At 69.4% G+C, this 25,570-nt stretch carries 18 protein-coding genes and 1 pseudogene; 9 read left to right on the top strand and 10 right to left on the bottom strand.

Annotated features, from left to right (window positions below; all coding sequences use genetic code 11):
- Positions 1-37: 37 nt before the first annotated feature.
- Entirely contained in the window at positions 38-220 is a 183-nt protein-coding gene (locus QRX60_RS51115; protein WP_285998672.1) for a hypothetical protein, read from the top strand.
- Positions 221-314: 94 nt separating this feature from the next.
- Here the strand turns inward: QRX60_RS51115 and QRX60_RS51110 are convergent, their stop codons facing one another.
- The 3 genes and pseudogenes from QRX60_RS51110 to QRX60_RS51100 all read right to left on the bottom strand — a co-directional run bounded on the left by QRX60_RS51110 (position 315) and on the right by QRX60_RS51100 (position 3,265).
- Positions 315-1,736 (bottom strand): cation:proton antiporter domain-containing protein, encoded by a 1,422-nt coding sequence (locus QRX60_RS51110; RefSeq protein WP_285998671.1) that lies wholly within the window; start codon positions 1,734-1,736, stop codon positions 315-317.
- A gap of 135 nt (positions 1,737-1,871) precedes the next feature.
- A pseudogene (locus QRX60_RS51105) lies at positions 1,872-2,003 on the bottom strand (molybdopterin dinucleotide binding domain-containing protein); the annotation flags it as partial.
- 1,067 nt (positions 2,004-3,070) lie between these two features.
- Positions 3,071-3,265, bottom strand: a complete 195-nt coding sequence (locus tag QRX60_RS51100) for an FAD-dependent oxidoreductase (protein ID WP_285998670.1) — start codon at positions 3,263-3,265, stop codon at positions 3,071-3,073.
- Positions 3,266-3,723: 458 nt separating this feature from the next.
- Here QRX60_RS51100 and QRX60_RS51095 point away from each other — a divergent pair, with 458 nt between their 5' ends.
- Genes QRX60_RS51095 through QRX60_RS51075 form a run of 5 tightly spaced genes read left to right on the top strand, consistent with a single transcriptional unit; the run spans position 3,724 to position 8,650 of the window.
- Positions 3,724-4,257 carry an alpha/beta hydrolase family protein gene (locus QRX60_RS51095; protein ID WP_285998669.1) on the top strand — a complete coding sequence of 178 codons (534 nt, stop codon included), beginning with the start codon at positions 3,724-3,726 and terminating at the stop codon, positions 4,255-4,257.
- A 29-nt stretch (positions 4,258-4,286) separates the two neighbouring features.
- The gene (gene hppD / locus QRX60_RS51090; protein WP_285998668.1) at positions 4,287-5,339 is read left to right on the top strand and encodes a 4-hydroxyphenylpyruvate dioxygenase; all 1,053 of its coding nucleotides are present in this window, start codon (positions 4,287-4,289) and stop codon (positions 5,337-5,339) included.
- Between the two features lie 20 nt (positions 5,340-5,359).
- The gene (locus tag QRX60_RS51085) at positions 5,360-6,634 is read left to right on the top strand and encodes an NAD(P)/FAD-dependent oxidoreductase (RefSeq protein ID WP_285998667.1); all 1,275 of its coding nucleotides are present in this window, start codon (positions 5,360-5,362) and stop codon (positions 6,632-6,634) included.
- 22 nt (positions 6,635-6,656) lie between these two features.
- Positions 6,657-8,414 carry a non-ribosomal peptide synthetase gene (locus QRX60_RS51080; RefSeq protein WP_285998666.1) on the top strand — a complete coding sequence of 586 codons (1,758 nt, stop codon included), beginning with the start codon at positions 6,657-6,659 and terminating at the stop codon, positions 8,412-8,414.
- Between the two features lie 17 nt (positions 8,415-8,431).
- Positions 8,432-8,650: an MbtH family protein gene (locus QRX60_RS51075; RefSeq protein ID WP_285998665.1), complete on the top strand. Its 219-nt coding sequence runs from the start codon at positions 8,432-8,434 to the stop codon at positions 8,648-8,650.
- Positions 8,651-8,777: 127 nt separating this feature from the next.
- On the opposite strand, the gene QRX60_RS51070 is transcribed toward QRX60_RS51075, so the two are convergent.
- The 3 genes from QRX60_RS51070 to QRX60_RS51060 all read right to left on the bottom strand — a co-directional run bounded on the left by QRX60_RS51070 (position 8,778) and on the right by QRX60_RS51060 (position 14,583).
- Complete coding sequence (locus tag QRX60_RS51070; protein WP_285998664.1) at positions 8,778-10,367, bottom strand: 4-hydroxyphenylacetate 3-hydroxylase family protein; 1,590 nt, start codon at positions 10,365-10,367, stop codon at positions 8,778-8,780.
- A gap of 147 nt (positions 10,368-10,514) precedes the next feature.
- Complete coding sequence (locus QRX60_RS51065; protein ID WP_285998663.1) at positions 10,515-12,917, bottom strand: beta-propeller fold lactonase family protein; 2,403 nt, start codon at positions 12,915-12,917, stop codon at positions 10,515-10,517.
- Positions 12,918-13,092: 175 nt separating this feature from the next.
- Entirely contained in the window at positions 13,093-14,583 is a 1,491-nt protein-coding gene (locus QRX60_RS51060) for a multicopper oxidase family protein (protein ID WP_285998662.1), read from the bottom strand.
- Between the two features lie 443 nt (positions 14,584-15,026).
- On the opposite strand from QRX60_RS51060, the gene QRX60_RS51055 reads away from it, so the two are divergent.
- Positions 15,027-16,217, top strand: a complete 1,191-nt coding sequence (locus QRX60_RS51055) for an acyltransferase family protein (RefSeq protein ID WP_285998661.1) — start codon at positions 15,027-15,029, stop codon at positions 16,215-16,217.
- 219 nt (positions 16,218-16,436) lie between these two features.
- On the opposite strand, the gene QRX60_RS51050 is transcribed toward QRX60_RS51055, so the two are convergent.
- The 3 genes from QRX60_RS51050 to QRX60_RS51040 form a co-directional block, all read right to left on the bottom strand.
- Positions 16,437-16,880: a DUF2855 family protein gene (locus QRX60_RS51050; protein ID WP_285998660.1), complete on the bottom strand. Its 444-nt coding sequence runs from the start codon at positions 16,878-16,880 to the stop codon at positions 16,437-16,439.
- Positions 16,881-17,513: 633 nt separating this feature from the next.
- Entirely contained in the window at positions 17,514-18,998 is a 1,485-nt protein-coding gene (locus tag QRX60_RS51045) for an MFS transporter (protein WP_285998659.1), read from the bottom strand.
- A 42-nt stretch (positions 18,999-19,040) separates the two neighbouring features.
- Positions 19,041-19,718: an O-methyltransferase gene (locus tag QRX60_RS51040; protein ID WP_285998658.1), complete on the bottom strand. Its 678-nt coding sequence runs from the start codon at positions 19,716-19,718 to the stop codon at positions 19,041-19,043.
- A 241-nt stretch (positions 19,719-19,959) separates the two neighbouring features.
- Here QRX60_RS51040 and QRX60_RS51035 point away from each other — a divergent pair, with 241 nt between their 5' ends.
- Together QRX60_RS51035 and QRX60_RS51030 are read left to right on the top strand one after the other, a co-directional pair.
- On the top strand, positions 19,960-21,309 hold the full coding sequence (locus tag QRX60_RS51035; RefSeq protein ID WP_285998657.1) for an extracellular solute-binding protein: 1,350 nt from the start codon (positions 19,960-19,962) through the stop codon (positions 21,307-21,309).
- A gap of 961 nt (positions 21,310-22,270) precedes the next feature.
- Positions 22,271-23,851 carry an outer membrane protein assembly factor BamB family protein gene (locus QRX60_RS51030; protein WP_332845817.1) on the top strand — a complete coding sequence of 527 codons (1,581 nt, stop codon included), beginning with the start codon at positions 22,271-22,273 and terminating at the stop codon, positions 23,849-23,851.
- Between the two features lie 108 nt (positions 23,852-23,959).
- Here QRX60_RS51030 and QRX60_RS51025 read toward each other — a convergent pair whose 3' ends face one another.
- Entirely contained in the window at positions 23,960-25,504 is a 1,545-nt protein-coding gene (locus QRX60_RS51025) for a 4-hydroxyphenylacetate 3-hydroxylase family protein (RefSeq protein ID WP_285998656.1), read from the bottom strand.
- Between the last annotated feature and the right edge of the window lie 66 nt (positions 25,505-25,570).

Genomic DNA, 25,570 nt, shown 5'->3' with positions numbered 1-25,570 from the left:
CCATTGCGACGATGGTCGACTGGCCGGAATCGAGGCCGTGAACTTGACGAGGCCCACCACGTCACCGGCCGGGTTGAGGTTCCTCGAATACTCGCGGGAGTTCGTGGTCACCGACGACGCCGAGCCGGGCATCGCGGAGGCTCTCCGGGCCATGATGGACAATCAGATCAGCCTCGTGCGGGACTGCTTCGCCACGCCGAAACCCTGGAGTCCCGGCTGACGTCGGTGCCCAGCGGAGCCGGGCCACCCGGCGAACACGGGGCGCCGGCCACACCGCGGCCGGCGCCCGTCCGGTCTTCGAGCCCGGTCGCCCGTCAGGCGGCCTTCGGCAGCTCTTCGTCGAACTGCTGCACGCGTGTCCCGCGGGCCGCTTCCCGGCGGCCCGCTCGCTTGTCCAGGTACACGGCCATCGGGGTCGTCATCGCCGTGGAGATCAGCGCCATCAGCACCAGCATGGTGAACATCTCCGGCGACAGCACCCCGAGGTCCAGGCCCACGTTCAGCACGATGAGCTCGGTCAGGCCCCGGCAGTTCATCAGGACGCCGATCTGCAGCGCCCGGCAGAAGGTCTCCCCGACGCTGCGGGCCGCCACCGTCGCGCTGGCGAGCTTCCCCACCACCGCGACCACGAGGATCGCGACGCACCACAGCCACAGCGCGGGGTCGCCGAGGAGCCCGATGTTCGTGCGGAGGCCGCTGTAGGCGAAGAACAGCGGCAGCATCAACGCCGTGGTGAGCCCGCTGGCGTTCTGGTGCAACCACTTTTCGACCACGTTGCCGCGCGGGAAGACCAGGCCGAACATGAAGGCCCCGAACATCGCGTGCACGCCGATCCACTCGGTGGCCATCGCGCACAGCAGCACGCCGACGAGGGCCAGCGGGGCGAGGCGGCGCAGAACCGGCTCGGACGTCCGGGTGAAGAACTTCGCCATCAGCGGGCGAACGACGTAGTACAGCAGGCCGGCGAAGGCCGCGGCCAGGCCGAGGGTCAGCAGCACGCCGAGCAACGACGAGGCGGTGACCAGCGCGACCACCAGCGCGAGCAGCGACCAGGCGGTGACGTCGTCGACCACCGCGCAGGTCAGCGCGACGACCCCGATGCGGCTGTGGAACAAGCCGGTGTCCTTGAGGATCCGGACCAGCACCGGCAGCGCCGTGATGCTCATCGAAACGCCGATGAACAGTGCGAAGGCCAGCGATCCGACGCCCTGCGGCGCGAACTTGGCGTAGGCGAATACGGCGAGCAGGACGCCCAGCACGAACGGCACCGCGATGCTGACGTGGCTGACGACCAGGGCCAGGTGCCCGCGCCCGCGGATCAGGCGCGTGTTCAGCTCGAGCCCGGTGAGGAACACGAACAGCACGATGCCCACCTGGGCCAGCACGTTCAGCTGCGGCATGATCGCCGCCGGCAGCAACGCCGACGCGCCCGCCGGCCAGACCGCCCCGAGCACCGACGGGCCGAGCACGATCCCCGCGGCGATCTCGCCGACCACCGCCGGCTGGCCGATCCGCCGCATCACCCAGCCGGCCGCCTTGCACGCGGCGATGACGACCGCGATCGCCAGCAGCAGCTGGGCCACCGGGTGCCCGGTGGCCGCCGCCGACTTGGCCGCCACCCCCGCCCCCTTGTCCTCCCGGGTGAGCAGGACGATGCTGGTCAGCACCGGTATCACGACGAGCAGGCCGTAGACCCCCAGTGCCCGCAGGCCGTACTTCCGCTTGCTTTCCGCCATTGGTGATCTCCTATCTCGGAGTGCGTACGGGCTGACCGTGACCGGTACGCCGGTGAAGACCGCATTGCCGGACGGCATGTCCACGACCAGCTCGTCGGTCAGCGCGTTCGCGTCGACCCCGGGGTGCCGGGGCGGCGACGCGCTGCGAGCCGCCCGTGTGCCCCAGCCGTGGGGCAGGTTCACGACCCCGGGCATGATCGTGTCGGCCGGCTCGACTTCGGCCACCAGCTCGCCCGCCGACGAGCGCACGACCGCCCGGTCGCCCAGCCCGAGCCGGGTGACGTCGGCCGGGTTCGGGTGCAGGGTGCAGCGGGTTGCTGCCGTCGACCGGCGACGGGACGTCGGGCAGCCGGCTGGTGTCGGACCGCAGCCGGCGCCGGCCGATCAGCAGCATCTCCGGGACCGGCGCGGCCAGGCGGGCCCGCAGCCGCGCGAAGCCGGTGACGATCGGCTCCGGGGCGAGCTCGATCTTGCCGGACGGCGTGCACACCAGTACCTTCGGGCGCCGCTCGAGCGGGCCGAGGTCGATGCCGTTCGGCTCTTCCTCGAGCTTCGCCAGGGAAAGCCCGGAGGGACCGAACTCCAGCATGGTGTCCGGTATCCGCTCCGGACCGTCGTCGCCCTCGATCGTGGCGCGCAGCGTGGCGACGTCCACGCCCCCGACCGGCGAGCCGGGCACCTGCATGGGCGCGCTGCCCGCGATCAGCGTCAGCCGGGCCAGGATCTCCGCCTCCGACCGCTGGTCCGCCTCGAGCGGCAGCACCGCCGGGGAGCAGCGGGTGTAGTTCCGCGCCGTGACGATCTGCATCGGGAAGTCGTAGTGCGGCCTCTGCAGGATGCGCGGCGGAAGGATCACGTGGGGCCGCCGGGTGGTCTCGGTGAGGTCCGGGTCGACGCACACCGTGAAGTCCAGCGGGTCGAACGCCCGCCCGAACCGCGGTCCGCCGGGCGCCGCCACCGCGTGGTCGGCGACGAGGTCGATCAGGGCACGGACCTGCCCCTCGTCCGGTGTCTCGATCTCGTCCGGCAGCATGGCCGTCGTCAGCTCGCCGAGCACCTCCGGGAAGCCCTTCACGCGGCCGTGCCACCGACCGTACTCGAACGGCCGCCCGGTGCAGGACCCCTCGAGCGCGGCGGTCCGCGTCGGCATCGGGCCGCCGGGGCGGTCGAGGTCGCCGGTCAGGATGTCGATCACGTCGACCAGCCACTGCGTGATCGTTCCGAACTCCACCACCGACCCACCCCTGCGCGAGCACACGGCCGCGGCCGGCTCGCGGGCGAGCTGCGCGATGTCGGCCCCGGGCACGCCGCACAACAGCTCGGCCGCCGCGCGGTCACCGCGCACTTTTCGTGACGCGGCCGGCACCGGGCGCCGGGTACCGGTTCCGGTACCGCGTCCCCCCGACGTCGGCACCCGCATCGAAGACCTCGACGGACAGCTCCTGCCCGCGGAGGTGGTGAAGCATGGAGAGCCCGGCGAAGCCGGCACCCACGACGACAGCATCGAGTTCTTCGGCCGCACTGGCCATGTGGCTCATCCTCCCCACCGCGGGTGGCGCACGTACGTACCGGCCACCGGGAACGGACTTCGTGCCGTGCCACCAACGTAGCCGCGGCCGGTCGGCCGGAGTCTTTTCGAGTGCTGCAGTCGTTCCGCCGCGCAAAGGCGGAGAAGACGCGGGGGGCGCCGGCGGGAAACCCTGGGGCACCACGATCCCCGAGGAGGGCAGGATGGGCCGCGACTACCACACCGCCGCGGCGCGGGGACCGCACGAGCGCTTCGAACTCGGTTCCTTCGCCCTGGCCGGCGGGGACACGCTGCCCGGTGCGAGACCGGCGTACCGGACGCACGGCCGCCTGAACGCGGCCAAGGACAACGCGGTACTCGTGCCCCACAGGTACCCGGGCACCTCGGCGTCGATGGAAGGCCTGCTCGGCGAGGGGCGGCCGGTGGACCCGTCCCGGTACTCCGTCATTCGCCGACGAGGTGCCCACCGAGCTCCCGCGATCGGACCCCGCGTTCGCGGGCGGTTCCTACGCCGGTTCCGACGACGTCCGCCACGGCTTGGCCCGGCACGCGATGGCCTTCGCGATGTCGGGCACGGGCCGTCGGTTCTTCCGCGAAGAAATGTTGTGCCGGCTCGTCTTCACCTCGGTCGAGAAGTTCACGCTCGGTTTCATGCGTGGCTGTTTCCAGCCGATGGACCCTAACCACGAGCCCGGCGTGGCCGCGATCCGCGACGCGCGCCTGCGGGTGATCGACAGTCCGCTGGGGCACTTCACCATTTTCGATTTGCTCCATGAGGGAGTGCCCGCCATCGACGAAGCACTGGCCGAGGTGCGCAAGTCCGGAACGCGTTCGCGGGGTGCTCCGGGACACCGCGGGCACCCGGCGCGCCGGGCTGTTTCCGTTTCCGCTCGGCCGTCGGCAATCGGAAAGATGCGTTCGCGCGTACCGGATGTCAACGTCAATGGGAGTGTTTCACATCAGCGTCTCTGGCGGGTTCTGGAGGACAAGTGACGGTATCGCGGGCGCGGGCGTCCGAAAACATGACCGTTGATTACGTCGAGTTTTACGTCGAGGACATCGAAAAGAACATCGAGTGGCTCGTGGACGGTTACGGCTGCGGGGTGCGTGCGACTTCCGGAGACGTGCCGGGACAGGTCCGGTCGGTCGCGGTCGGACAGGGCGATATCGATCTGGTGCTGACCGAACCGGTCGAGCAGGACCACCCGGCCGCCGCGTACGTCGTGCGGCACGGTGACGGGGTCGCCAACATCGGGTTGCGGGTGCCGGACGCGGCGGAGGCGTTCGACGCGGCGGTCCGCGGTGGTGCGCGCCCGGTCGCACCGCCGTCCGAGCGCAACGGCGTGGTGACCGCGTCGATCATCGGGTTCGGCGACGTCACGCACACCTTCGTGCAACGCCCGGCCGGCTCGGCCGCGTACGACGCGCACGGGCTGATCACGAGGCCCGGCAACGGCGGCGCCGGTACCGGTCTGATCGCCGTCGACCACTTCGCGGTCGTCGTCGAGCCGGGACAGATCGACGCCACCGTCGACTTCTACCGGCAAGCCCTCGACTTCGACCTCACGCTCGCCGAGCGGATCGTGACCGGTGACCAGGCCATGTACATCAAGGTGGTGCAGAGCAAGTCGCGGGCGGTCACCCTGACCCTGATCGAGTCCGACCCGGCGGCGGAGTCCGGGCACGTCGACGACTTCCTGAAGGACCACGGCGGGGCCGGCGTGCAGCACATGGCGCTTTCCACCGGGAACGTCCTCGCGTCGGTGCGGCAGATCGGCGACAACGGCATCGAGCTGCTGTCCACCCCGGACGCGTACTACACCCTGCTCGCCGAGCGCGTGCAACCGGACCGCCACAGCGTCGAGGAGCTCCGCGCGCTGAACATCCTGCTCGACGAGGACCACGACGGCCAGCTCTACCAGATCTTTGCGAAGTCGGTGCATCCGAGGAACACGATCTTCCTGGAGATCATCGAGCGGGCGGGCGCGAGCACGTTCGGCAGTTCGAACATCAAGTCCCTGTACGAAGCGGTCGAGACCCAGCGGCACCGCGCCGGGGACTCGGAATCGAAGTGACTGACGGAGGAAGCACGACCATGGCTGACACAGAAGACTTCGACGTCGTCGTCATCGGCGGTGGTCCCGGCGGGTCGGCGACCGCGGGGCTGCTGGCACAGCAGGGGCACAAGGTACTCGTGCTGGAGAAGGAGAAGTTCCCCCGCTACCACATCGGTGAATCGCTCATCACCGGCTCGATGCCGACGATCGAGGCGCTCGGGCTGCGCGAGAAGCTGGACCGGATGGGTTACGTCCGCAAGTACGGCGGCACGCTGCTGTGGGGACGCAACCAGGGGGCCTGGGACTTCCGGTTCACCGAAGCCTCGGAGTACGAGTACACCTTCCAGGTCCGCCGCGCGGACTTCGACTCGGTGCTGCTCGGCCGGGCCCGCGAACTGGGCGCGCTCGTCATCGAGGAGGCCACGGTCCAGGACGTCCTCTTCGACGGGGACCGCGCGGTCGGCGTGCGCTTCCAACGCAAGGGCGACGCGGAGCCGACGACCGTCGGCTCGAAGCTGGTGGTCGACGCATCCGGCCAGCAGCACCTGCTCCCGCGCAAGCTCGACCTCATCGAGTACCACAACGACCTTCGCAACCTCGCGGTCTGGGCGTACTTCCAGGGCTGCAACCGCTACAGCGGGACGCGGTGGGGCGACACGCTCACCGAGAACCGCCCGCACGGCTGGTTCTGGTTCATCCCGCTCTCGGACGGGACGGTGAGCGTCGGGTACGTGACGCCCATCGAGGAGTTCAAGAAGTCGGGCAAGACGCTGGAGGAGCTGCACGCGAGCGAACTGGCCGCGGCCGACGAGATCACCTCCCTGACCGCGCCGGCCACCCGGGTGAGCGGATACCGCACGATCAAGGACTGGTCGTACACCTGCAAGAAGTTCTACGGTCCCGGCTGGGCGCTGGTCGGCGACGCGGCCGCGTTCATCGATCCTCTGCTCTCCACCGGAGTCGGCCTGACGCTGCGCGGTTCGCTCGGCCTGTTCGAGACGGCCAACCTCGCGCTGCGCAACCCCGACCAGGAGGCGGCGCTCTACGAGCGCTACGAACGCAACTACCGCGAGTTCCTCAACTCGCTCTTGGAGTTCGTCCGGTTCTTTTACGACCGCACGAAGTCCAAGGAGGACTACTTCGAAGCGGCGCAGCAGAGCATCGACCCGAAGCGCCTGCGGCCGCGCAAGATCGACTTCGCCCGGATGCTTTCCGGGGTCTCCGGTATGCGGGACATCTTCGACGGTCCGCTGGCGCTGCGGGCGTTCCGGGACTCCGACGCGCCGCAGACCCCGGACACGTTGGCGGGCTAGGAAAGGGATGGGGAACACGGAAATGGAATCATTTGTCATCCCCGAGCGGTTCGCCGAGCAGGTCGCCCGGACGCCGGACGCGATGGCGGTGTCCGCCGGTGCGGTCAAGCTGACCTATCGCGAGCTGGACGAGCGGGCCAACCGGCTCGCCCACCGGCTGATCGGCCTCGGTGTCCGCCAGGACGACCGCGTGGCTGTGCTGCTGGAGCGGTCCATCGACCTGGTGGTGGCGACCCTCGCCACGGTCAAGGCCGGCGGCGTCTACGTCCCGGTGCACGAGGACTACCCGCCGGACCGCCGGCAGTGGGTCGTGGACCACGCGGAGGTGACGGTGCTGCTGGCCGACACCGCCACGCGGGGGGCCGGTCTGCCGGGCGGCGTGCCGGTCGTGGTCGTCGACGACGATCCGGCGACCGCCGAGCAGCCGGCCACCGACCCGTCGGTGCCGATCCACCCGGACCAGCTGGCCTACGTCATCCACACCTCCGGCTCCACCGGCCACCCCAAGGGCGTCGCCGTGACCCAGCGGGACGTGGTGCGGCTGATCTTCAACACGCAGTGGACGCCTGCGCGGCACGCGCGGGTGCTGATGGTGGCGCCGTACGCCTTCAACGTCTCCACCTACGAGATCTGGATGCCGCTGCTGCACGGTGGCCGGATCGTCATCGCGCCGGCCGGGCGCCTGGAGCCGGCCAAGCTGCGTGAGCTGATCGCGGGGGAGCGGATCACCGGCATCCACCTGACGGCCGGTCTGTTCCGGGTGCTCGCGGAGGAATCGCTGGAGACGTTCACCGGCCTGTCGGAGATCCTCACCGGCGGCGACGTGATCGCGCCCAACGCGGTGCGCCGGGTGCTGGACACGTGCCCGGACATCGTGATCCGGGCGATGTACGGCGTCACGGAGTGCTCGTTGTTCTCCGCCCACCACCCGTTGACCGCGTCCTACCGGCCCGGCACGCTGGTGCCGGTCGGGGACGCGTTCAACGACGTCGACATCCACATCCTCGACGACCGCCTGTCCCCGGTGCCGAACGGCATCGAAGGAGAGATCTACATCGGCGGCCGCGGAGTGGCGCGGGGCTACTTCGGCCGCACGGACCTGACCGCCGAGTCCTTCGTGGCGGACCCGTTCGGCGAGCCGGGCAGCCGCATGTACCGCACCGGCGACCTGGCCCGGCGCAACGACGACGGGTTGATCGAGTTCGTCGGCCGGGCGAGCAGCCAAGTGAAGATCCTGGGCTTCCGGGTCGAGCTGGCCGAGGTGGAGGCGGCGCTGAGCGGCTACCCCGGTCTCGCGCAGGTCGTCGTCGTGGTGCGCGAACTCGAGTCGGGCGAGAAACGGCTGGTTGGCTACGTTGTGCCGGAGTCCGGTGACATCGACCTGGGGGCGCTGCGCGCCCACGCCAAGGAGAAGCTGCCCGACTACATGGTTCCGGCCGCGCTCATCCAGTTGGAGTCGCTCCCGCTGACGTCGAACGGCAAGCTGGACCGCAAGGCGATGCCGGAGCCCGACTTCGAAGCCGCGTCGGCGTTCCGGGCCCCGGAGACGCCGCTGCAGGAGAAGCTGTGCGCGATCTTCAGCTCGGTCCTCGAGGTGCCGAAGGTCGGCATCGACGACAGCTTCTTCGACCTCGGTGGCCAGTCGCTGCAGGCGATGCGGCTGCTCAGCCGGATCCGGACCGAGCTCGACGTCGACTTGCTGATCAACGTGTTGTTCGACGTACCGACGGTGGCCGGGCTGGCCGACCACCTCGACGACGCCGCCGCGGCGGCGGCCTGAGCCGGAGGGAGGATCGGATGGCCAACCCATTCGAGGACCAGAACGCCCACTACACCGTGCTGCGCAACGACGAGGACCAGCACTCGCTGTGGCCGGCCTTCGCGGCCACGCCGGACGGCTGGGTCGTGGTGCACGGCCCGGGACGCCGGGACGAGTGCCTGGCCTACGTCCGCGAGCACTGGCTGGATCTGCGCCCGCGCGGAGTCACCGAGTTCATCGCGGCGCAGACCGGGTGAGCCGACCCGGCCCGCGAAGACGAAGTCCGTCCGGCGAAAGGGAATCGCCGGACGGACTTTCTTTGTGCCGGACACCTGAACGCCGTCGTCCCGGGCGTTTCGGCCCGGGACGACGGCGTTGCGGTGTTCAGCTGAGGAGGTCGCGGCCGGCCTTGCCGAGGTGGTCGAAGGTGGTGAGGTCGGGGACGGTCCATCCGTCGAGGTCGTATTCGGCGAGGCAGTTGTCGACGAATTGTTTGTAGCTGTCGAGTTGTCCGTCGGCGAGTTGGCTCTGGAGTAGCTCTACGCGGGTGTTTTCGTGGTTTCCGGTGTAGTTGCGTTCGTAGAGTTCGTGGCGGCCGCCGAATTCGGTGCCGACGGCGTCCCAGAGGAGTTTCATGACTTTGACGCGGTGGACGGCGTCGATGCCGTGGGAGCCGCGGAGGTATTTGTCGAGGTAGGGGCGCATGTTTTCGTTGTGGAAGTCTTGTGCGCTGGAGTTGAGGTAGATGAGGCCGCTGGCGACGTCTTGGAGGACGATTTCGCGGATGCGGGCGTAGCCGAGCTGGGAGAACCAGCGGAATGCCATGCCGTAGTTCGGGTTGGGGAGTACGGCGCCGTTGCGCCAGGGGACGGGGTTGCGGGCGGCGGCGTCGGAGAGTCCCCAGAAGAGGTTGCGCCAGGCGAGGACTTCGCCGAGGCGGGCTTGGACGCCGCGGAAGTCGCTGACGCCGGTGATTTCCAAGGCTTTGGCGAGGAGGCCGGCGAGGAATTCGAACTTCACCGCGAGCCGGGTGCAACCGTGAAAGGTGAACCGCTCGATGAAACCGGAATATCCCGAAAACATACCGACCTTGACGACGTCGCCGTAGATGAACACGTTCTCCCAGGGAATGAGCACCTTGTCCAGGACGAGAATGGCGTCGTTTTCGTCCATGCGGGAGGAGAGGGGGTAGTCGAACGGGCTGCCGGTGAGGGCGGAGGCGGCGGTGTAGGACTGGCGGCAGATCAGCTTCATGCCGGGTGCGTCCATCGGCACGGTCGCGACCAGGGCGAATTTGCGGTCCTTGATCGGCAGCCCGGTGTGGGCGATGAAGTTGTAGTGCGTGAGGGCGGAGCCGGTGGCGACGACTTTGGCGCCGGAGACGATGAGGCCGTTGTCGGTTTCGCGTTCGACGTGGATGAACACGTCGGCGACTTCGTGGGGTGGCCGGTCGCGGTCGACGGGTGGGTGCACGATCGCGTGGTTCCAGTAGAGGACTTTTTCCTGGGATTCGCGGTACCAGCGTCGGGCGTTGTCGGCGAAGGGGTTGTAGAAGTCGGCGTTGGCGCCGAGGGTGCCGAGGAAGGCGGCTTTGTAGTCGGGGGATCGGCCCATCCAGCCGTAGCTGAGGCGGGACCATGCGGCGATGGCTTGTTGGTCGGCGACGAGGTCGTCGGCGCTGTGCGGGGTGGTGAAGAAGCGGTGGGTGTAGCCATCGGGCCCGCCGGCATCCGTGGCCGTGGTGAGCACGTCCCGATGTCGAGGGTCGTGCAGGGCGTCGTAGAGGCGGGCGGTCATCCTCGCCGGGTTGTGGAAGGCGGGGTGCGCGGTGACGTCTTTGACGCGTTCGCCGTAGAGGTAGATTTCGCGGTCGTCGCGCAGGCTCTCGAGGTACTCGGCCCCGGTCAGCGGACGCGTGGTTTCCCCCGTCCGGGACGCGGGGTCGTTCGCTGGCGCATTGCTGGCGGCTGCCATGTCCTGGTCGTCCCTTCGACGAGCGTGAACCACGTCAAGCATCACACCCGCGGCCCGCGCCGACGTCCTCGACGATGCGGTGCGCGAGCCGCGGGATCACCTGCGCGACCGGGGTGCGGCTCGGGCGAGCCGCACCCCGGAGGTGTCTCAGTTGCCGCCACCGGCCGGTGGCGGGTTCACCTCCGTGAACGACGTGCTCGGCTTGGTCGCCGTGTAGGGCGTGAAGCTCGGGCAGTCGGTGAAGGCGTTGGTCATCGGCGTGGCGTAGGCGTCGAACTGGGTCAGCGGCTTGATGCCGACGATCAGTTCGATGGTGCGCAGCACGGACACCGTGCTGTAGAAGGTGGAGTCCACCTTGCCGGTCTGCGTGTACGGGCTGACCACCAGGGACGTGGTGCGGTGCGCGTCCACGTGGTCCGCGCCGGCCTGGGCGTTGCTCTCGGTCACGAAGATGGCCGTGTCGGCCCAGTACTTCGAGTGCGAGACCGCCTCCACCAGCTGGCCGAGCGCCCAGTCGTTGTCACCGATGTAGGCCGGCGGAGTCGGCTTGCCGGGCCAGTTGCCGAACGTGAAGTCGTTGGGCAGCGAGACGAACTGGACGGTGGGCAGGTTCCCGCCGGCCACGTAACCGGCGAACTCCCGCTTCCACTCCTCGATGCGCGGCAGCATGCAGCTGTTGCCGCCCTGCGGCGCGAAGCTCCCGGCCGAGTCGGCGCAGTCGGGCTGGAAGCCGACGTAGTCCGGGTCGGTGTGCGCATCCAGCTTCGGGTCGGGGGCGCGCAGCTTCCCGGCCGGGTCCGGCGCCACGGCGAATCCGTAGTTGCGGAAGGAGATCCCCTTGTCCGCCAGCCGGTCCCAGAGGTACGCGCCGGCCGGATCCCGGTTCGGCGCGACGGCCGGATCACCGGTCGCGGCCGGGGGCATCGTGCCGCCGGTGTGCCGGCGGGGTGTGGCTCCCCATGTCTGCTCGGTGTAGGAGTTGGAGTTGGCCGCCGTGGCCCAGCTCCAGCCCTGCGTGCCCACCTCCGCGTTGGCGTAGGTGTTGTCCAGCGTCACGAAGCGGTTCGCGAGCGCGCGCAGGTTCGGCGTGCTGGCTTCGCCGAACAGGGTGAGCTCCGGGGCGCCGTTGCCCTTGCCCAGATCGCCGAGCATCTGGTCGTAGGTGCGGGCTTCCTTGACCACGTAGATCACGTGCTTGATCGGCGTCGGGCCGCCGACGCGTCCGGGCACGACAGAGTTGCCTCCGCCGCGGACACGGTCGGCGAGCGCGAACCCGTTGTTGTCGACGACCTGCCGGGTCCAGCCGGCCAGCCGGCCGGGGTCCGTGGTCAGCGTGATGGTGGACAGCGTCCCGACCATCATCGTGCCGATGAACTGGGCGCGCCACGCGGGGTCCATGGTCGATTCGGGGGTGTCCAGGAAGGGGCTGGGACCGTCGGGGTTGGGACCGGCGCCGAGGCCCTTGGCGTTGAGGACGAACAGCTTGCCGGCCGAGGCGAGCACCGACGCCGGGTACCAGCCGGTGGGGATCAGCCCGGTGACCTGCCCGCGGTCCACGTCGATCACGGCGACGTCGTTGTTGCCGGAGTTCGCGACGTACAGGGTGCGTCCGTCCGGTGACAGGGTCAGGCCGAGCGGGTTCGAGCCGACCGGCGCGTTCGGGTACGGCGCCAGGTCGAGGGTCCGCACCACCCGGTTGGTCGCCGTGTCCAGCACGCTGACCTGGTCGGAGTCGCCGTCGGCCACGTAGAGCCGGCGCCCGGCGGCGTCGAGGACCGACTGGTTGGGGTGGGTGCCGACGGTGACCGTGGTGCGCACGGCCGGGGTCGCGGTGCTCACGTCGAGCACGCTGACGGTGTTGCCGCCGCGGTTGGTGACGTAGGCGGTGCGCCCGTCCTTCGCCAGGGTGACCCCGTACGGGGCGTGACCGACGCTGATCGTGCTCGCGTGGCCGGTGGCGAGGTCGACCACCGTCGCGGCGTCGGCGAGCTGGTCGGCGACGACGAGCCGGGCGCCGTCCGGCGTGACGGCGAGACCGGCTGGGTAGGCGTCGACCTGCCGGCCGGCGGAGTCGGTGACGGTCAGCGGGATCGACGCCTGTTCGGTGAGGTGCGCACCGGAGACGCCGAGCACGCGGATCTTGTCGCTGCCACCGCCGCTGACGTACAGGTGTGTGCCGTCCGGGCTGAACGCCAGTCCCGTGAACACGGCTTCCGGCTGGTCGTAGGTGATCGTCTGCGTCACCGTGCCGGTCGCCGTGTCGACAACCTGCAGGGACTGCGGGCCGTTGCCCGCGTTCGCGACGACCAGGTGCTGCTGGTCCGGGAAGAACACCGCACTGAGCGGCAGGTCACCCAGGCCGGTCTGCCGGCCGGCGGGGGTCACCCGGAAGCCGACCGGGGTGACGGCCGTGCCGTCGCCGGCCGGGCCGGCGTGCTTGCCGGGGCTCGTCGTCGCAGCCGCACCACTTCCACTGGCCATCACCAGGGCGGCCGCGGCGGCGATCACCGCGAGCTTGGCCCGGCCGTCCGGACGAAAGCGAAACTTCATGGGCACTCCCCAAACCGATCACGGGGCCGAAGTCGGGCCGGCCCGGGAACGCGGCAGAAGCCTGACAGCCGTTCCGCGCGGCGTGCATCTCCTGTGTTGCCGACCGTCCATCCTCTGTGGACAAGACGCGGCGAAGCCCGGGAACGGCGGAAAGCCGTTCCCGGGCCGGCCGGGATCAGGGCACGATTTCGATCTGGCCCATCATGCCCATCACCGAATGCTCGATGAAGTGGCAGTGGAAGACGTACTTGCCGAGGTAGTCGCCGAAGGTCGCCTGGACCGCGACCGAATTCCCGGCGGTGACGAACACTGTGTCCTTGCGCCCCGCGTCGACCGGAAGCAGTGGTGCGCCGCCGCGGTCGACGACGCGGAACTGCACCAGGTGTACGTGGAAGGTGTGGTCGAGGGGCGCGGCGTCGCCGTTGTGGATCCGCCAGAGCTCCGTGGTGCCGCGCTTGATCTGGTAGTCCACCCGGTTCGGGTCGAACGCCTTCCCGTTCATCAGGCCGACCGGGGTGGCGCCGGTGAAGTCGAAGCTCATGGTGATGTCACGCGTGACCGTCGCTGGGGGCATGGCGGGAAGCGGGCGCAGCACATCGGGGACGCGGCTGGTGTCCGGCGCGGACCGCACGACGTCGAAGCGCAGGACGGGACCGGCGTTCGCATCGGACAACACCAGTTGCTTGCCGACCGGGAACCTGCCGAAGTCGACGACGAAGTCCGTGCGCTCGCCCGAGGCGAGGGAGAGCTCGGTTTCCGGCACCGGCGTGGGCAGCAGTCCGCCGTCCGAGCCGATCCGGATCATCTCGGTGCCGTTCAGGTTCAGCTTCAGGAGCCGGTCGTTCGCGGCGTTCAGCAGGCGGAACCGGTACTTGCGCGCGGCAACCCGGAAGTACGGCTGGATCTTCCCGTTCGTCAGCACCGTGTCGCGCGGGAAGGCGCTGACCCAGCCGGCGTTCTCGTCGAAGTGCGCGTCGCGCACCATGATCGGCACGTCGAACTCACCCGAGGGCAGCCGCAGCGGCGTCTCGACGTCGTCCTCGAGGACGTAGAAGCCTTGCAGGCCGCGGTAGAGGTGATCGGCTTCGAAACCCATCGCGTGGTCGTGGTACCAGAGTGTCGCGCCCTGCTGCAGGTTCGGGTACCGGTACGTGCGCGAGGCTCCGGGCGCGAAGGTGTCCATCGAGTAGCCGTCGCTGTCCTGAGGCGTGTGGCCGCCGTGGAGGTGGACGTTGGAGACCTCGCTCAGGCCGTTGGTGTAGGTGATCTGCACGGCGCGACCGGTGCGGGCGCGGATGGTCGGCCCCGGGAAGAGGCCGCCGTACGTGAGCGCCGGCGTCGTCGTGCCGGGGAAGATCTCCACGTTCGCCGGCTGGATCGCCAGCCGGTAGAAGTCCGTGGTCGAGCTGCGCGCGGCCGGGCGCAGGACGGGCGACACGGGCATGGCCGTGGTGAACGGGGTGACGGGAGGCGGCGTGGTTTCGGGTGTGAGGGGCCCGGTGTGGTGCAGCATGCCGGCCATGTCCATCCCGGCCATCTGCCCGCCCATGTGCGCGTCGGACAGTGGCTGCACGTGCGCGGGCGTGCCCTTGGGCAAAAGGAATCCGGCTGCCGCTCCGCCCACGGTCAGCCCGCCGAGTGTGAGAACGCGTCGTCTGTTCAGCATTTCATTTCGCTCCCCAGTGCCGGCGTAGAGGAGGCCGGCTTCAGGGATGGTCGCATTCGCCCTAGTCGGAAGCGTTCTTTCTGCGTGCGGTGTGGGATGGTGATTATCGACGGAAATACACGGTCGGCGTGATTGTCTTTTTCCGACGCCCGGAATCGCCGGACATGCCTGGAAAATAGCACGTTGAGCAGTGGACCGGTTGCGCAGTGTGGCACTGCCCGGTGAGTGCGAGCTGCGGCGAGACCCGCCGTCCGTCCACTGTCGACCGCGGACGGTGCTCGGCCGGCCACCCGCAGTGCGGGGCATCATGGAAGGTGAGGGCCGGGTTTTGCCGTGAAAAGGTTGGTCGACCCGAACAATCGGGTCGACCCGTAACTGGGGTGAATGCCGACGGAAGTCCCGAAGGCCGTCGCCCAAGCCAGCACGACCAAGGGAGTGCATCAATGGCGCACGAGCCAGCCGTACCTCGATTGGGGTCACCGACGGTACGTGACGTGCCGTCGCGATTGCCGTCGCTGACCGGGGCGCGTTTCATCGCGGCCGGTATGGTTTTCCTCTTCCACTCGACCTTCGTCTACCCGTTCGCCTCACCGGGTGCGCAGAAGACCACGCAGGTGCTGTTCTCCCAGGGCGGGTACACCGGCGTGACCTTCTTCTTCGTGCTCAGCGGTTTCGTCCTCGCCTGGGCCGTGCGGCCCGGGGACACGGCGCCGAAGTTCTGGCGCAGGCGGTTCTTCAAGATCTACCCCAACCACCTGCTCACCTTCATCGCCGCACTCATCCTGCTGGTCGGCTTCGGCAAGGCGGCCAGCCAGGGCTGGCAGGGCCTGCTGAACCTGCTTCTGCTGCAGAGCTGGCATCCCGACCTCTTCGTCCGCGCCGCCTTCAACCCGGTGGCCTGGTCGCTGTCCTGCGAGGCGTTGTTCTACTTCGCCTTCCCGTTCATCAACAGGCTGATCGACCGGATCCGGCCGGAGCGGCTCTGGTTCTGGACGGTCCTTTCGGCCCTCGCGGTCATCTCCATCCCGAGCTTCGCCCTGCTGCTGCCGAGCGGTCAGCTGTTCCCCCAGGGCTTCACCAGCTGGGAGCTGTGGTTCGCCTACTACCTCCCGCCGGTGCAGCTGCTGACGTTCGTCTTCGGCATCTTCCTGGCGAAGATCGTGCTCAGCGGGAGGCGGGTGCCGCTGAAGCTCGGCGGAGCGGTCGCGCTGGCGGTCGGCGCCTACTTCGTCACCCCGTTGTTCGGCGTGGTCTACCAGTTCACCGCGGTCATGATCGTGCCGCTCGGCCTGCTCATCGTCGCGGCGGCGACCGCCGACGTCGAGGGGCAGCGGACGTTCCTCGGCAGCAAGGTGATGGTCTGGCTCGGCGAGGTCTCGTTCGCCTTCTACATGTGGCACTACCTGGTGATCGCCACCGGTCACCAGTGGCTGGGCGCGGGGGAGAACTGGAGCACGCCGACCGCGATCGCGGTGATGGTCCTGCTGTTCGCGGTGGCCCTGCTGCTGTCCTGGGCGACCTTCACGTTCATCGAGCGGCCGATCATGCGGCGGTTCGCCACGTCGCGTCGCAAGCCCGCCCCGGCCGTGGCGACGATCGTCCCGGCCGGCGACCGCACCGACCGCGCCGCGTAAGTCCCGCCGGCACGACCAGCGGGCGCCGCGAGTGATTCAGGCGCCCGCTCTTTTGTTCCGGTGCCGATCGATCCCCCGTCACGACGCTGCCGAGGTCCGCGAAGCGGACCTCGGCAGCGTCGTGACGGGGGACTCCCGATCAGGGGGTGAGGACGGTGCAGCGGTCAGGCCTCGGAGTGGCCGGCGAGGTCGACGCAGAGGACCATGCCACCGGGCAGGTCATCGTCGGTGGCCACCTCGTCGTAGACGCCGAAGCCGGTGGAACCCGGAGTCGCCGTCCGACGTGAGGCCGACGGTGTGCACGTTCGCGTTGCTGCGCAGGCGGTGCGCGATCCCGATGCCCACCTTGCTCGAGGCCGAGGTGACGACGGTGAGCTCGCCGTCGCCCGCCCTGCCCGTGACGAAGTCGCCGACGGGGAACGACGCGGGGTGGACGCGCCGGAGCAGGGTGCGCCGGTCGCCGCGGTGGTCCGCCGGACCGGCTGGCCGGAACGTCCGGTACCACGGGTGCGCGAAGTGCCGGCCTGGCGCGGTGTCCAGGAACCCGCGCCCGGGCGGTCGCGGCCGGACCACGTGGTGGCTCGACGACGGCGCGTAGGCGAAGAACCGGTCGCCCGCCGCGTAGCCGGGATGGTTCGAACGCGTCACCCGGACGAAGCCCACCCCGGGAGCCGGCCGAGGGCCGGGTCCGGCGTGGGGAACGCGTCCCGGAAGTTCATCGGCGCGATGCCGCCCCACGCGCGCAGGTCACGTTGTTCGTGGTCAGGGCCGGCCGCTCGACGGCCGGTTCGAACTCGTCCGCGCCGAGCTCCGCGGTCTCGGCCGCACGCACGATGGGAACTGCTGGTCAAACGCGACGATCTCGCGGTCACCGAGGTGTGCCGCTTCGGTCGTCGGTCTCTCCTTGCCGGATGGTCGGGCCGCACCGGCAGCAGCGTCCGGACCGGACAGACCGGCCAGGCGGCGGCTGCGCGGGCGAAGCCGCTGCCTGGCCGGTTTCGCGGCCCAGTGTCGTCCGCCGATCGACCGGACGGCATTTCACGCTGTGCGACCCGGCTCCTAGTGCCGTGCGTCTGAGGTTCGTTGACAGCGGCCCGGCCCTGCGCGCCAAGGTGGCATCGGACCTGGATCTGCCGAGGGTCGCGGCGGCGGGGCCGGCGACATGAATGAGTCATTCATGTCGCCGGACGAGGTGAATGACTCATTCATGTCGTCGCGGGAGGGGCTGCACGGGCCGGGGTCTCGTGGCGCAGGCTCTCGACACCTCGAACGGCAAACAACTTGCAACGCGCGACACTAGGCGGCTTTGCGGCCCGCCTTGCCGGTGATCGCGGTCACCGTCGCGGATTTCCGCGGTTTGCCGAGAAGGAACAGTGCGGCGAGGACACCGGCGACGGCGAAGGCGATGGCGACGGCGAAGGCGGTCCGGAAGCCGGCGGTCATCGCCGCGGCCGGATCCGGTCCGGTCGCCGCCGAGGCCGCGACCGTGGTGAGGATCGCGATGCCGAGGGCACCACCGATGTGGAACGCGGCGGTGTTCACCCCGGACGCCATCCCGGCGTCGTCGGCGGGCACCCCGGCCAGCCCGGCGATGGAGCCGGCGACGAACGCGGCGCCGAGCCCCGGGCCGAACAGCAGCATGCCGAACAGCATGTCGTCGACGAAGCTGCCCCGCGCGGAGATCCCGGTCAAGCTCAGGCAGCTGAAGCCGATCAGCACCAGCCCGGCCACCGTGACCGGACGGGTGCCGAACCGGTTCACCAGCGGGCCGCCGGCGAGCGTCGAACCGAGCACGGTCAGCACCGTCATGACGGCGAACATGAGGCCGTACTGGACGGCCGAGTAACCGAGCACCACCTGGGCGTACTGGGTCATCACCACGCCCATCCCGCCGTGCACCGCCATGCCGACGGCGAGCATCACCAGGTTGCCGCCGACGAACCCCTTGCTGCGGAGGTACCGCAGCGGCAGCAGCGGGGCGGCGGAGCGGCGTTCGACCAGGACGAACCCGGCCAGCAGCACGAGGACGACGGCACCCAGGCCGATCGTCCGGCCGCTCCGCCAGCCGGCCTGTGGTGCGTCGACGATGAGGTAGACGAGTCCGACGAGGGCCGCCGTGCTGGTCAGCGCGCCGGCCAGGTCGAAGGTCCGGGCGCGCTCGCGGTCGTAGCTCTCCCGCAGCACCAGTGGGCTCAGCACGACCACGAGCACGGCCACCGGGATGTTGACGAAGAAGATCCAGCCCCAGCCCGGCCCGGTGGTCAGCGGTCCGCCGAGCAGCGAACCGATGGTGCCGCCGATGCCCGCGGCCGAACTCCAGACACCCAGCGCCTTGTTGCGCTCGTGGCCTTCGGCGAACGTGGTCATCAGGATCGACAGCGCCGTCGGCGTCATGATCGCCGCGGCGAAGCCCTCGGCCACCCGGGCCGCGATCAGCACCTCCGCCGACCACGCCAGCCCGCACAGCAGGGACGAAACGGCCAGCAGGGCGGCGCCGACGACGAACATCCGGCGCCGGCCGAGCAGGTCCGCAATGCGTCCGCCGAGCAGCAGCAGCCCGCCGAAGCTGAGCAGGTACGAGCTGAGCACCCATTGCACGGCACTCGGCGTCAGCGCGAGGTCCTTCGCCATCGACGGCACCGCGACGAACACGATCGAACCGTCGAGAATGATGATGAAGGTCGCCGCGCACAGCACGGCCAAGGCCAGCCGCCGGCGCGGGTCGAGCCGCGCGCGTCCCGGGATCGGCGACACCGTCGCCCGGTTTCCGTTTCCGTCCATCAGTTTCTGCTCACCCTCTCCGGATGACATGCCGTTCGGGGTTCATCGGGGTTCGGTGACGACGGTGGCGCGCTTGTACGCCAGCGTCACACCGTCGAAGACCGGGAGCATGCTCAGTTCGACCCGCTTGTCGTCGCGCAGCGCGGCGTTCAACGTCCGCAGCGCGTCCGTGTCCGGGTCGCTGAAGCCCGGCCGGGCGACCCGGCCCGACCAGAGCACGTTGTCCAGCACGAGCAACCCGCCCGGCCGGAGCAGCTCGAGGCACCGTTCGTAGTAGACGGAGTAGCTGTCCTTGTTGGCGTCGATGAACGCGAGGTCCACGGTGCCGGCCGCGCCGTCGGCCAGGAGCGCGTCCAGGGTCTCGACCGCCGGTCGCAGTTCGAGCTGGATGCGGTCGGAGACACCGGCGCGGACCCAGAACGGCCGGCCGATGTCGGCCCACTCGGCGCTGACATCGCACGTGATGAGCCGGCCGTGTGCGGGAAGGGCCCGGGCCATCGCCAGTGTGCTGTACCCGGTGAACGTCCCGACTTCCACCACGGTGGTGGCGGAGATCAGCCCGACGAGGAAGCCGAGCAGCTGCCCCTCCGCCGGCGGGGCCAGCATGCCGTGCGCGAGCAGCTGCATGGTGGCCATTCGCAGTTCGCGCGCGATATCGTCCTCGCGGAGCGACACGTCCACCACGTACTGCTCGATCTCGTCCAGTTCTCCGGTCGCCATCAGCATTTCCTCCTGGTGATAATGAATGCGGATCGGCTCGCCACGTCGAAGATCGGTTGGGCGCACGCAATCGGAATGGTCCCACGCGGAAATGCCGGGTACCTCTCGAAAAGTGCGACGGCCCGCACGGCAAGAGAGGGGACGTTCCGGTGCCGGCTGTTAGTCTCGGTTCCAGAGGCAGCCCTGGCTCGGCAACGTGAGAACTGCGGAGGATGCTGTGTCGGATTCGACCGGAACCGACGTGCCCATCGTCATCGAGGCATGGCTCGGGGACAGCGCGAAGATCGAAGATTCCGAAGAGGACATGCTTCCGGGTTTCGGTAATCCGATAGTGGACGCGGCCGAGTCGTTCAACCGGGCACACCCGGAGTACCAGGTGCGGATCCGCAAGATCGACTACCGCGAGCTGCCGAAGGCGGTGGCCGAAGCGGTGGCGCGGGGAAACCCGCCGGACCTCGCCGAGTACGTCTACACGGCGACCCAGGTGGCGCTCGACACGCGGGATCGCAACGGCGAGCCGTTGTTCGTGCCGGTCCAGCGCGCGATCGGGGACCGCGCCAAGATCCTCGGCGAACCGGTCGTCATCGGCGATCTCATGCCCTCGGCGCGTGACTACTGGAGTCGGGGCGGCGAACTGGTTTCCATGCCGACGTCCGTCACGAGCAACATCCTCTTCGCCAACAAGACCGTGCTCGAGCGGGCCGGCATCGACCGGATGCCGGTGACGTGGCAGGAGCTGGAAGCCGCGTGTTGCGCGGTCGCCGAGCTGGCGGACGGGCCACCGCACGGGGTCACCTGGCCCAACTACGGTTGGCTGTTCCACCGCGAGGTCGTCGGGCAGGGCGGGTTGTTCAGCAACGGCGACAACGGCCGGACCGGCCGGTCCACGCGGGTTTTCCTCGATTCTCCGGAGTTGCTCCGCTACGTGAAGTGGTGGCAGGGGATGCACGAGAGCGGCCATTACCACTACACCGGAGAGTTGAACGACTATTTCGGTGGCATGGAGGCGTTCGGCCGGCAGGAGGTCGCCTTCGCGGTCACTTCCTCGGCGGTCGGCGACGTCATGGCGGGCATGGCGGCCGAAGGCGGTTTCGAGCTCACCGCCGGTCACCTGCCGCGTTCCGGTGACCAGCCCTACAGCGGCGGGCCGTTCGGCGGCCAGTCCTTCTTCCTGACCGCCGGTCTGCCGAAGGAGAAGGAGGACGGCGCACTGGCTTTCCTTCAGCACCAGCTCGACCCGGAGCACGCGATCACGCGGATGCGGGACCGATCCCTTCCGCTGACCCTGCCTGCGTACGAGCAGGCCATGGCGGAGCACTGGGCCGAGCCGTTCCCCGGCTTCCGCGTGGCGACGGAACAGCTCGCTTCACCGAACCGGACGCCGGCCGGAGCCGGTCCGCTGCTCGGTAACCTCAACGGCGTCAACGGCGTCATGATCGCGGCGATGCACGACGTGCTGGTCTCGGGAGCGGAGCCGGCGAGCCGGTTCCGCCTGGCGACGGAGGAAGCGCAGGCACTGCTCGACCGGCACAACGCGGCGGCCCTCGCGTATCCGCCCGTGACCCCGGACGCGCTCACCGTGACGGCCTGACCGTTCGTTCTCCCGCGCCCGGCTTTCGTCCGGCCCGAACACCCGTGATCGACGGGGAGCGCCGAACCGCCCGGCGCCCGGCAGCGCGCCGCCGTCAGCCGACGCGATGGGACCGGTCCGAGCGGAGCCCGGCCGAACGGCGCGGGCTCCGCGAAGCAGCCGGGCGAGGGGGGCTTCGATGCCGCCGGGCAGGCGAGCGAGTTCGACGCCCGCCGGGTCGCGGGCATTCCGGTGAGCGCGAGCCAGGTCCGGTCTCGCGTGCCTCGCCGGCATCGGCAGCCCGGCGACCGGCGTGGTGCCGTCCGAACCGCTGCTGCGCATGTGCAGGACGATCTTCATCGAGGGACCGTCCGCGCCGATCCGTTCTCGAGCGCCGCGGGGATCCGCCCGGCGGCCTCCGCCGCGGTCCGCGGCGGGTGGTTGTCGATCACGAGGTCGGGCTCGAGCGGGAACTCGGGCTCGATGCCGGTGCCGGCGACGTCGATGCCGCCGTAGAAGGCGTCCCGGCCGGTGCGCGCGCAGTTCGGGCAGTACCCGGCAGGCTCGCGTGGTGCAGGTGCCGCGCGGGCGCGTCGAGGTGTTGCTCGTGGTCCCCAAGGACTTCTCGCCTGCCGGAAGGTGTGGATCGCCGCAGGGTCTCGACTATCACCCGCCAGGGGTATACCGGCATCTCCGGACATGCCGAGCCGCGTCGCGTCGCCGCGGCCGTCGTCCCGCTCCCGACGACCGGTAGCCGGGCCGGTACTTCCCGTGAACTGCGGTCGAGCGGCGGCCGGGCCGGCGTACGGTCCTGAGTGGAGGATGGGAACGAGCGCACTTTCGAGGATGGCGAACCCCAGGTCGCCGTCAAGGATTCGAGAGAACGAATCGCTGACCGTCGCCGGCGGTCAGATGACGTCTCTTGAGGTGGTGAGCTTTGTCCTTCTCACGCGCAAGAAAACTCTTCACGTTCGGCGCCGTCGTGCTCCTGACTGTCGCGTCGACGGCCGGCAGCGTGTCGGCTGCCGGACAGTCCACAAGCGAGGGTGACTGGGCGACGTGGCAAAAGGACCTCTTCGGGTCCCGCTACGCCGCGGCGGAGCACCGCATCGACGCACGGAATGTCAAGAACCTGAAACTGAAGTGGGCGTTCGCCTACCCGAAGACCGAGAGCACGTTCGTGCGCAGCGAGCCGGCCGTCGTCGGCAACACGGTCTACTTCGGCGGGTCGGACGGCAAGTTCTACGCGCGGAACGCCGGCAACGGTGCCGCGAAGTGGGAGTTCGACCTGAAGTCGGTCGATCCGGAAAACCACTGCGCGGACCGGCCGCCCAACTCGGCCACGACCTGCATCATGGTGTGGGACGCGCCCACGGTCGCGGAAGGCAAGGTGTACTTCGGCGACGCACGGGGCTACTTCTACGCACTCGACGCTCGCACAGGAGCGTTGAGCTGGTCCGCCCGGATCGACACGCACCCGTACGCCACCGTCACCAGTTCACCGATCTTCTACAAAGGACGGGTCTACATCGGCGTGTCCAGCCTGGAGAACGGTGCGGGACGGGACTATGCGTGCTGCACGTTCCGCGGTCACCTGGACTCGCTCGACGCCCGCACCGGCGAGCTGAAGTGGCGGTACTACACGGTGCCTGAGCCGAAGCGGATCGGCACGTGGCCGAGCGGCGCGCCGATGTTCGGCCCGTCCGGCGTCGGCGTGTGGAGCTCGCCGGTGATCGACCCGCGTACCGGCACGCTGTACGTCGGCACCGGCCAGAACTACAGCGGCAGCGGCGGTGACGTCGACACGATGCTGGCGCTGGACGCCCGGACCGGCGGCGTGCGCTGGAAGAACCAGGTCACCGACTCCGACACGTGGCGGATGCTGTGCTGGGACCCGGATCCGACCGGTTACTGCCCGGGCCTCGCGGAGGGCACGGCGAACGACTACGACATCGGGGGCACCCCGAACGTCTTCGTCGCCGGCGACCGCACGCTGGTGGGCGTCGGCCAGAAGACGGGTGTGTACCACGTGTTCGACGCGCGGACCGGTGAGGTGGTGTGGCGCCGTCTGCTCGGCGAGCCGCAGGCGAACGGTGGCCAGGGCGGCATCCAGTGGGGCGCGAGCTACGACGGCAAGTCGCTCTACATTGCCACGTACTACGCCAACCCGGGCAAGCTGTTCGCGGTGAACCCGGCCAACGGGGACGTCCGGTGGCAGACGCCGAACCCCGCCGACGGCTGCACCACGGGCGGCGCCGCGCAGTATCCCGCCATCTGCGTCCGCGCACACGGGCCGGCCGCGTCCAGCAGTCCCGGCCTGGTGTGGGAGGGCTCGAACGACGGCAAGTTCCGGGCATATGACGCCAAGAACGGCCAGGTGCTCTGGACCTTCGACACGATCCGGAACTTCACCGGGGTGAACGGGATCGAGGGCATGGGGAGCGCGATCACCGGCACGGGCGGAGGTGCGGTCATCTCGAACGGGATGGTGTACGTGCAGTCGGGCTACTGGCCTGAGTATTCGACGGACAAGGGACACGTGCTGCTGGCCTTCGGCCTCTGATCGTCAGGGGAAGACGCCGGGGCGATCGGTGCGAAGAGGGGCCCGGAGCGGATGGAAAGCTCCGGGCCCGGTCCGTCTCCTGCTCTCGGGAGTGGCCCGTCCGGGACCTCAGCCGAGGAGGTCGCGGCCCGCCTTGCCGAGCTGGTCGAAGGTGGTGAGGTCGGGGACGGTCCATCCGTCGAGGTCGTATTCGGCGAGGCAGTTGTCGACGAATTGCTTGTAGCTGTCGAGCTTTCCGTCGGCCAGCTGGCCGAGCAGCAACGCCACCCGGGTGTTTTCGTGGCTGCCGGTGTAGTTGCGTTCGTAGAGTTCGTGGCGGCCGCCGAATTCGGTGCCGACGGCGTCCCACAGCAGCTTCATGACCTTCACGCGTTCGACGGCGTCGATGCCGTGGGAGCCACGGAGGTACTTGTCCAGATACGGCCGGACGTCGGGATTTTCGAAGTCCTTGGCGCTGGAGTTGAGGTAGATGAGGCCGCTGGCGACGTCTTGGAGGACGATTTCGCGGATGCGGGCGTAGCCGAGCTGGGAGAACCAGCGGTAGGCCATCCCGTAGTCCGGGTTGGGGAGCACCGACCCGTTGCGCCACGGCACCGGATTGCGGGCGGCGGCGTCGGACAGGCCCCAGAGCAGGTTGCGCCAAGCGAGGACTTCGCCCAGCCGGGACTGCACCCCGCGGAAGTCGCTGACGCCGGTGATCTCCAAGGCTTTGGCGAGCAGGCCGGCCAGGAATTCGAACTTCACCGCGAGCCGCGTGGCGCCGTGGAACTGGGCTCGCTCGTTGAACCCCGACTGCCCGGCGAACATCCCCACTTTGGCCACGTCGCCGTAGATGAACACGTTCTCCCAGGGAATGAGCACCTTGTCCATCACGAGGACGGCGTCGTTTTCGTCCATGCGGGAGGAGAGGGGGTAGTCGAAGGGGCTGCCGGTGAGGGCGGAGGCGGCGGTGTAGGACTGGCGGCAGATCAGCTTCATGCCGGGTGCGTCCATCGGCACGGTGGCCACGATGTTGAACTTGCGGTCCTTGACCGGCAGCCGGTCGTGGGCGATGAAGTTGTAGTGGGTCAGCGCCGACCCGGTGGCGACGACTTTGGCGCCGGAGACGATGAGGCCGTTGTCGGTTTCGCGTTCGACGTGGACGAAGACGTCGGCGACTTCGTGGGGTGGCCGGTCGCGGTCGACGGGCGGGTGCACGAAAGCGTGGTTCCAGTAGAGAACTTTTTCCTGGGATTCGCGGTACCAGCGTCGGGCGTTGTCGGCGAAGGGGTTGTAGAAGTCGGCGTTGGCGCCGAGGGTGCCGAGGAAGGCGGCTTTGTAATCAGGGGATCGGCCCATCCAGCCGTAGCTGAGGCGAGACCACTCGGCGATGGCCTTCTGGTCGGCGACGAGGTCGTCGGCGCTGTGCGGGGTGGTGAAGAAACGGTGGGTGTAGCCGCCCGGTCCGCCGGCATCCGTGGCCGTGGTGAGGATGTCGCGGTGCTTCGGGGCATGGAGGGCGTCGTAGAGCCGGGCGGTCATCCTTGCCGGGTTGCAGAAAGCGGGGTGCGCGGTGACGTCTTTGACGCGTTCGCCGTAGAGGTAGATTTCGCGGTCGTCGCGCAGGCTCTCGAGGTACTCGGCCCCGGTCAGCGGCCGCGTCGGCTCGGTCACCGCGCCACCCCCGCCCCGGACTCGGCGTGCGCCGCCGGGCGAGTGCCGCGCTCTCGCGAGAGGTGC

Origin of the sequence: Amycolatopsis mongoliensis (assembly GCF_030285665.1) — a bacterium.
Taxonomy (GTDB): domain Bacteria; phylum Actinomycetota; class Actinomycetes; order Mycobacteriales; family Pseudonocardiaceae; genus Amycolatopsis; species Amycolatopsis mongoliensis.
The sequence above is the reverse complement of the archived record's forward strand: the minus strand, read 5'-3'. Positions and strand labels throughout refer to the sequence as shown.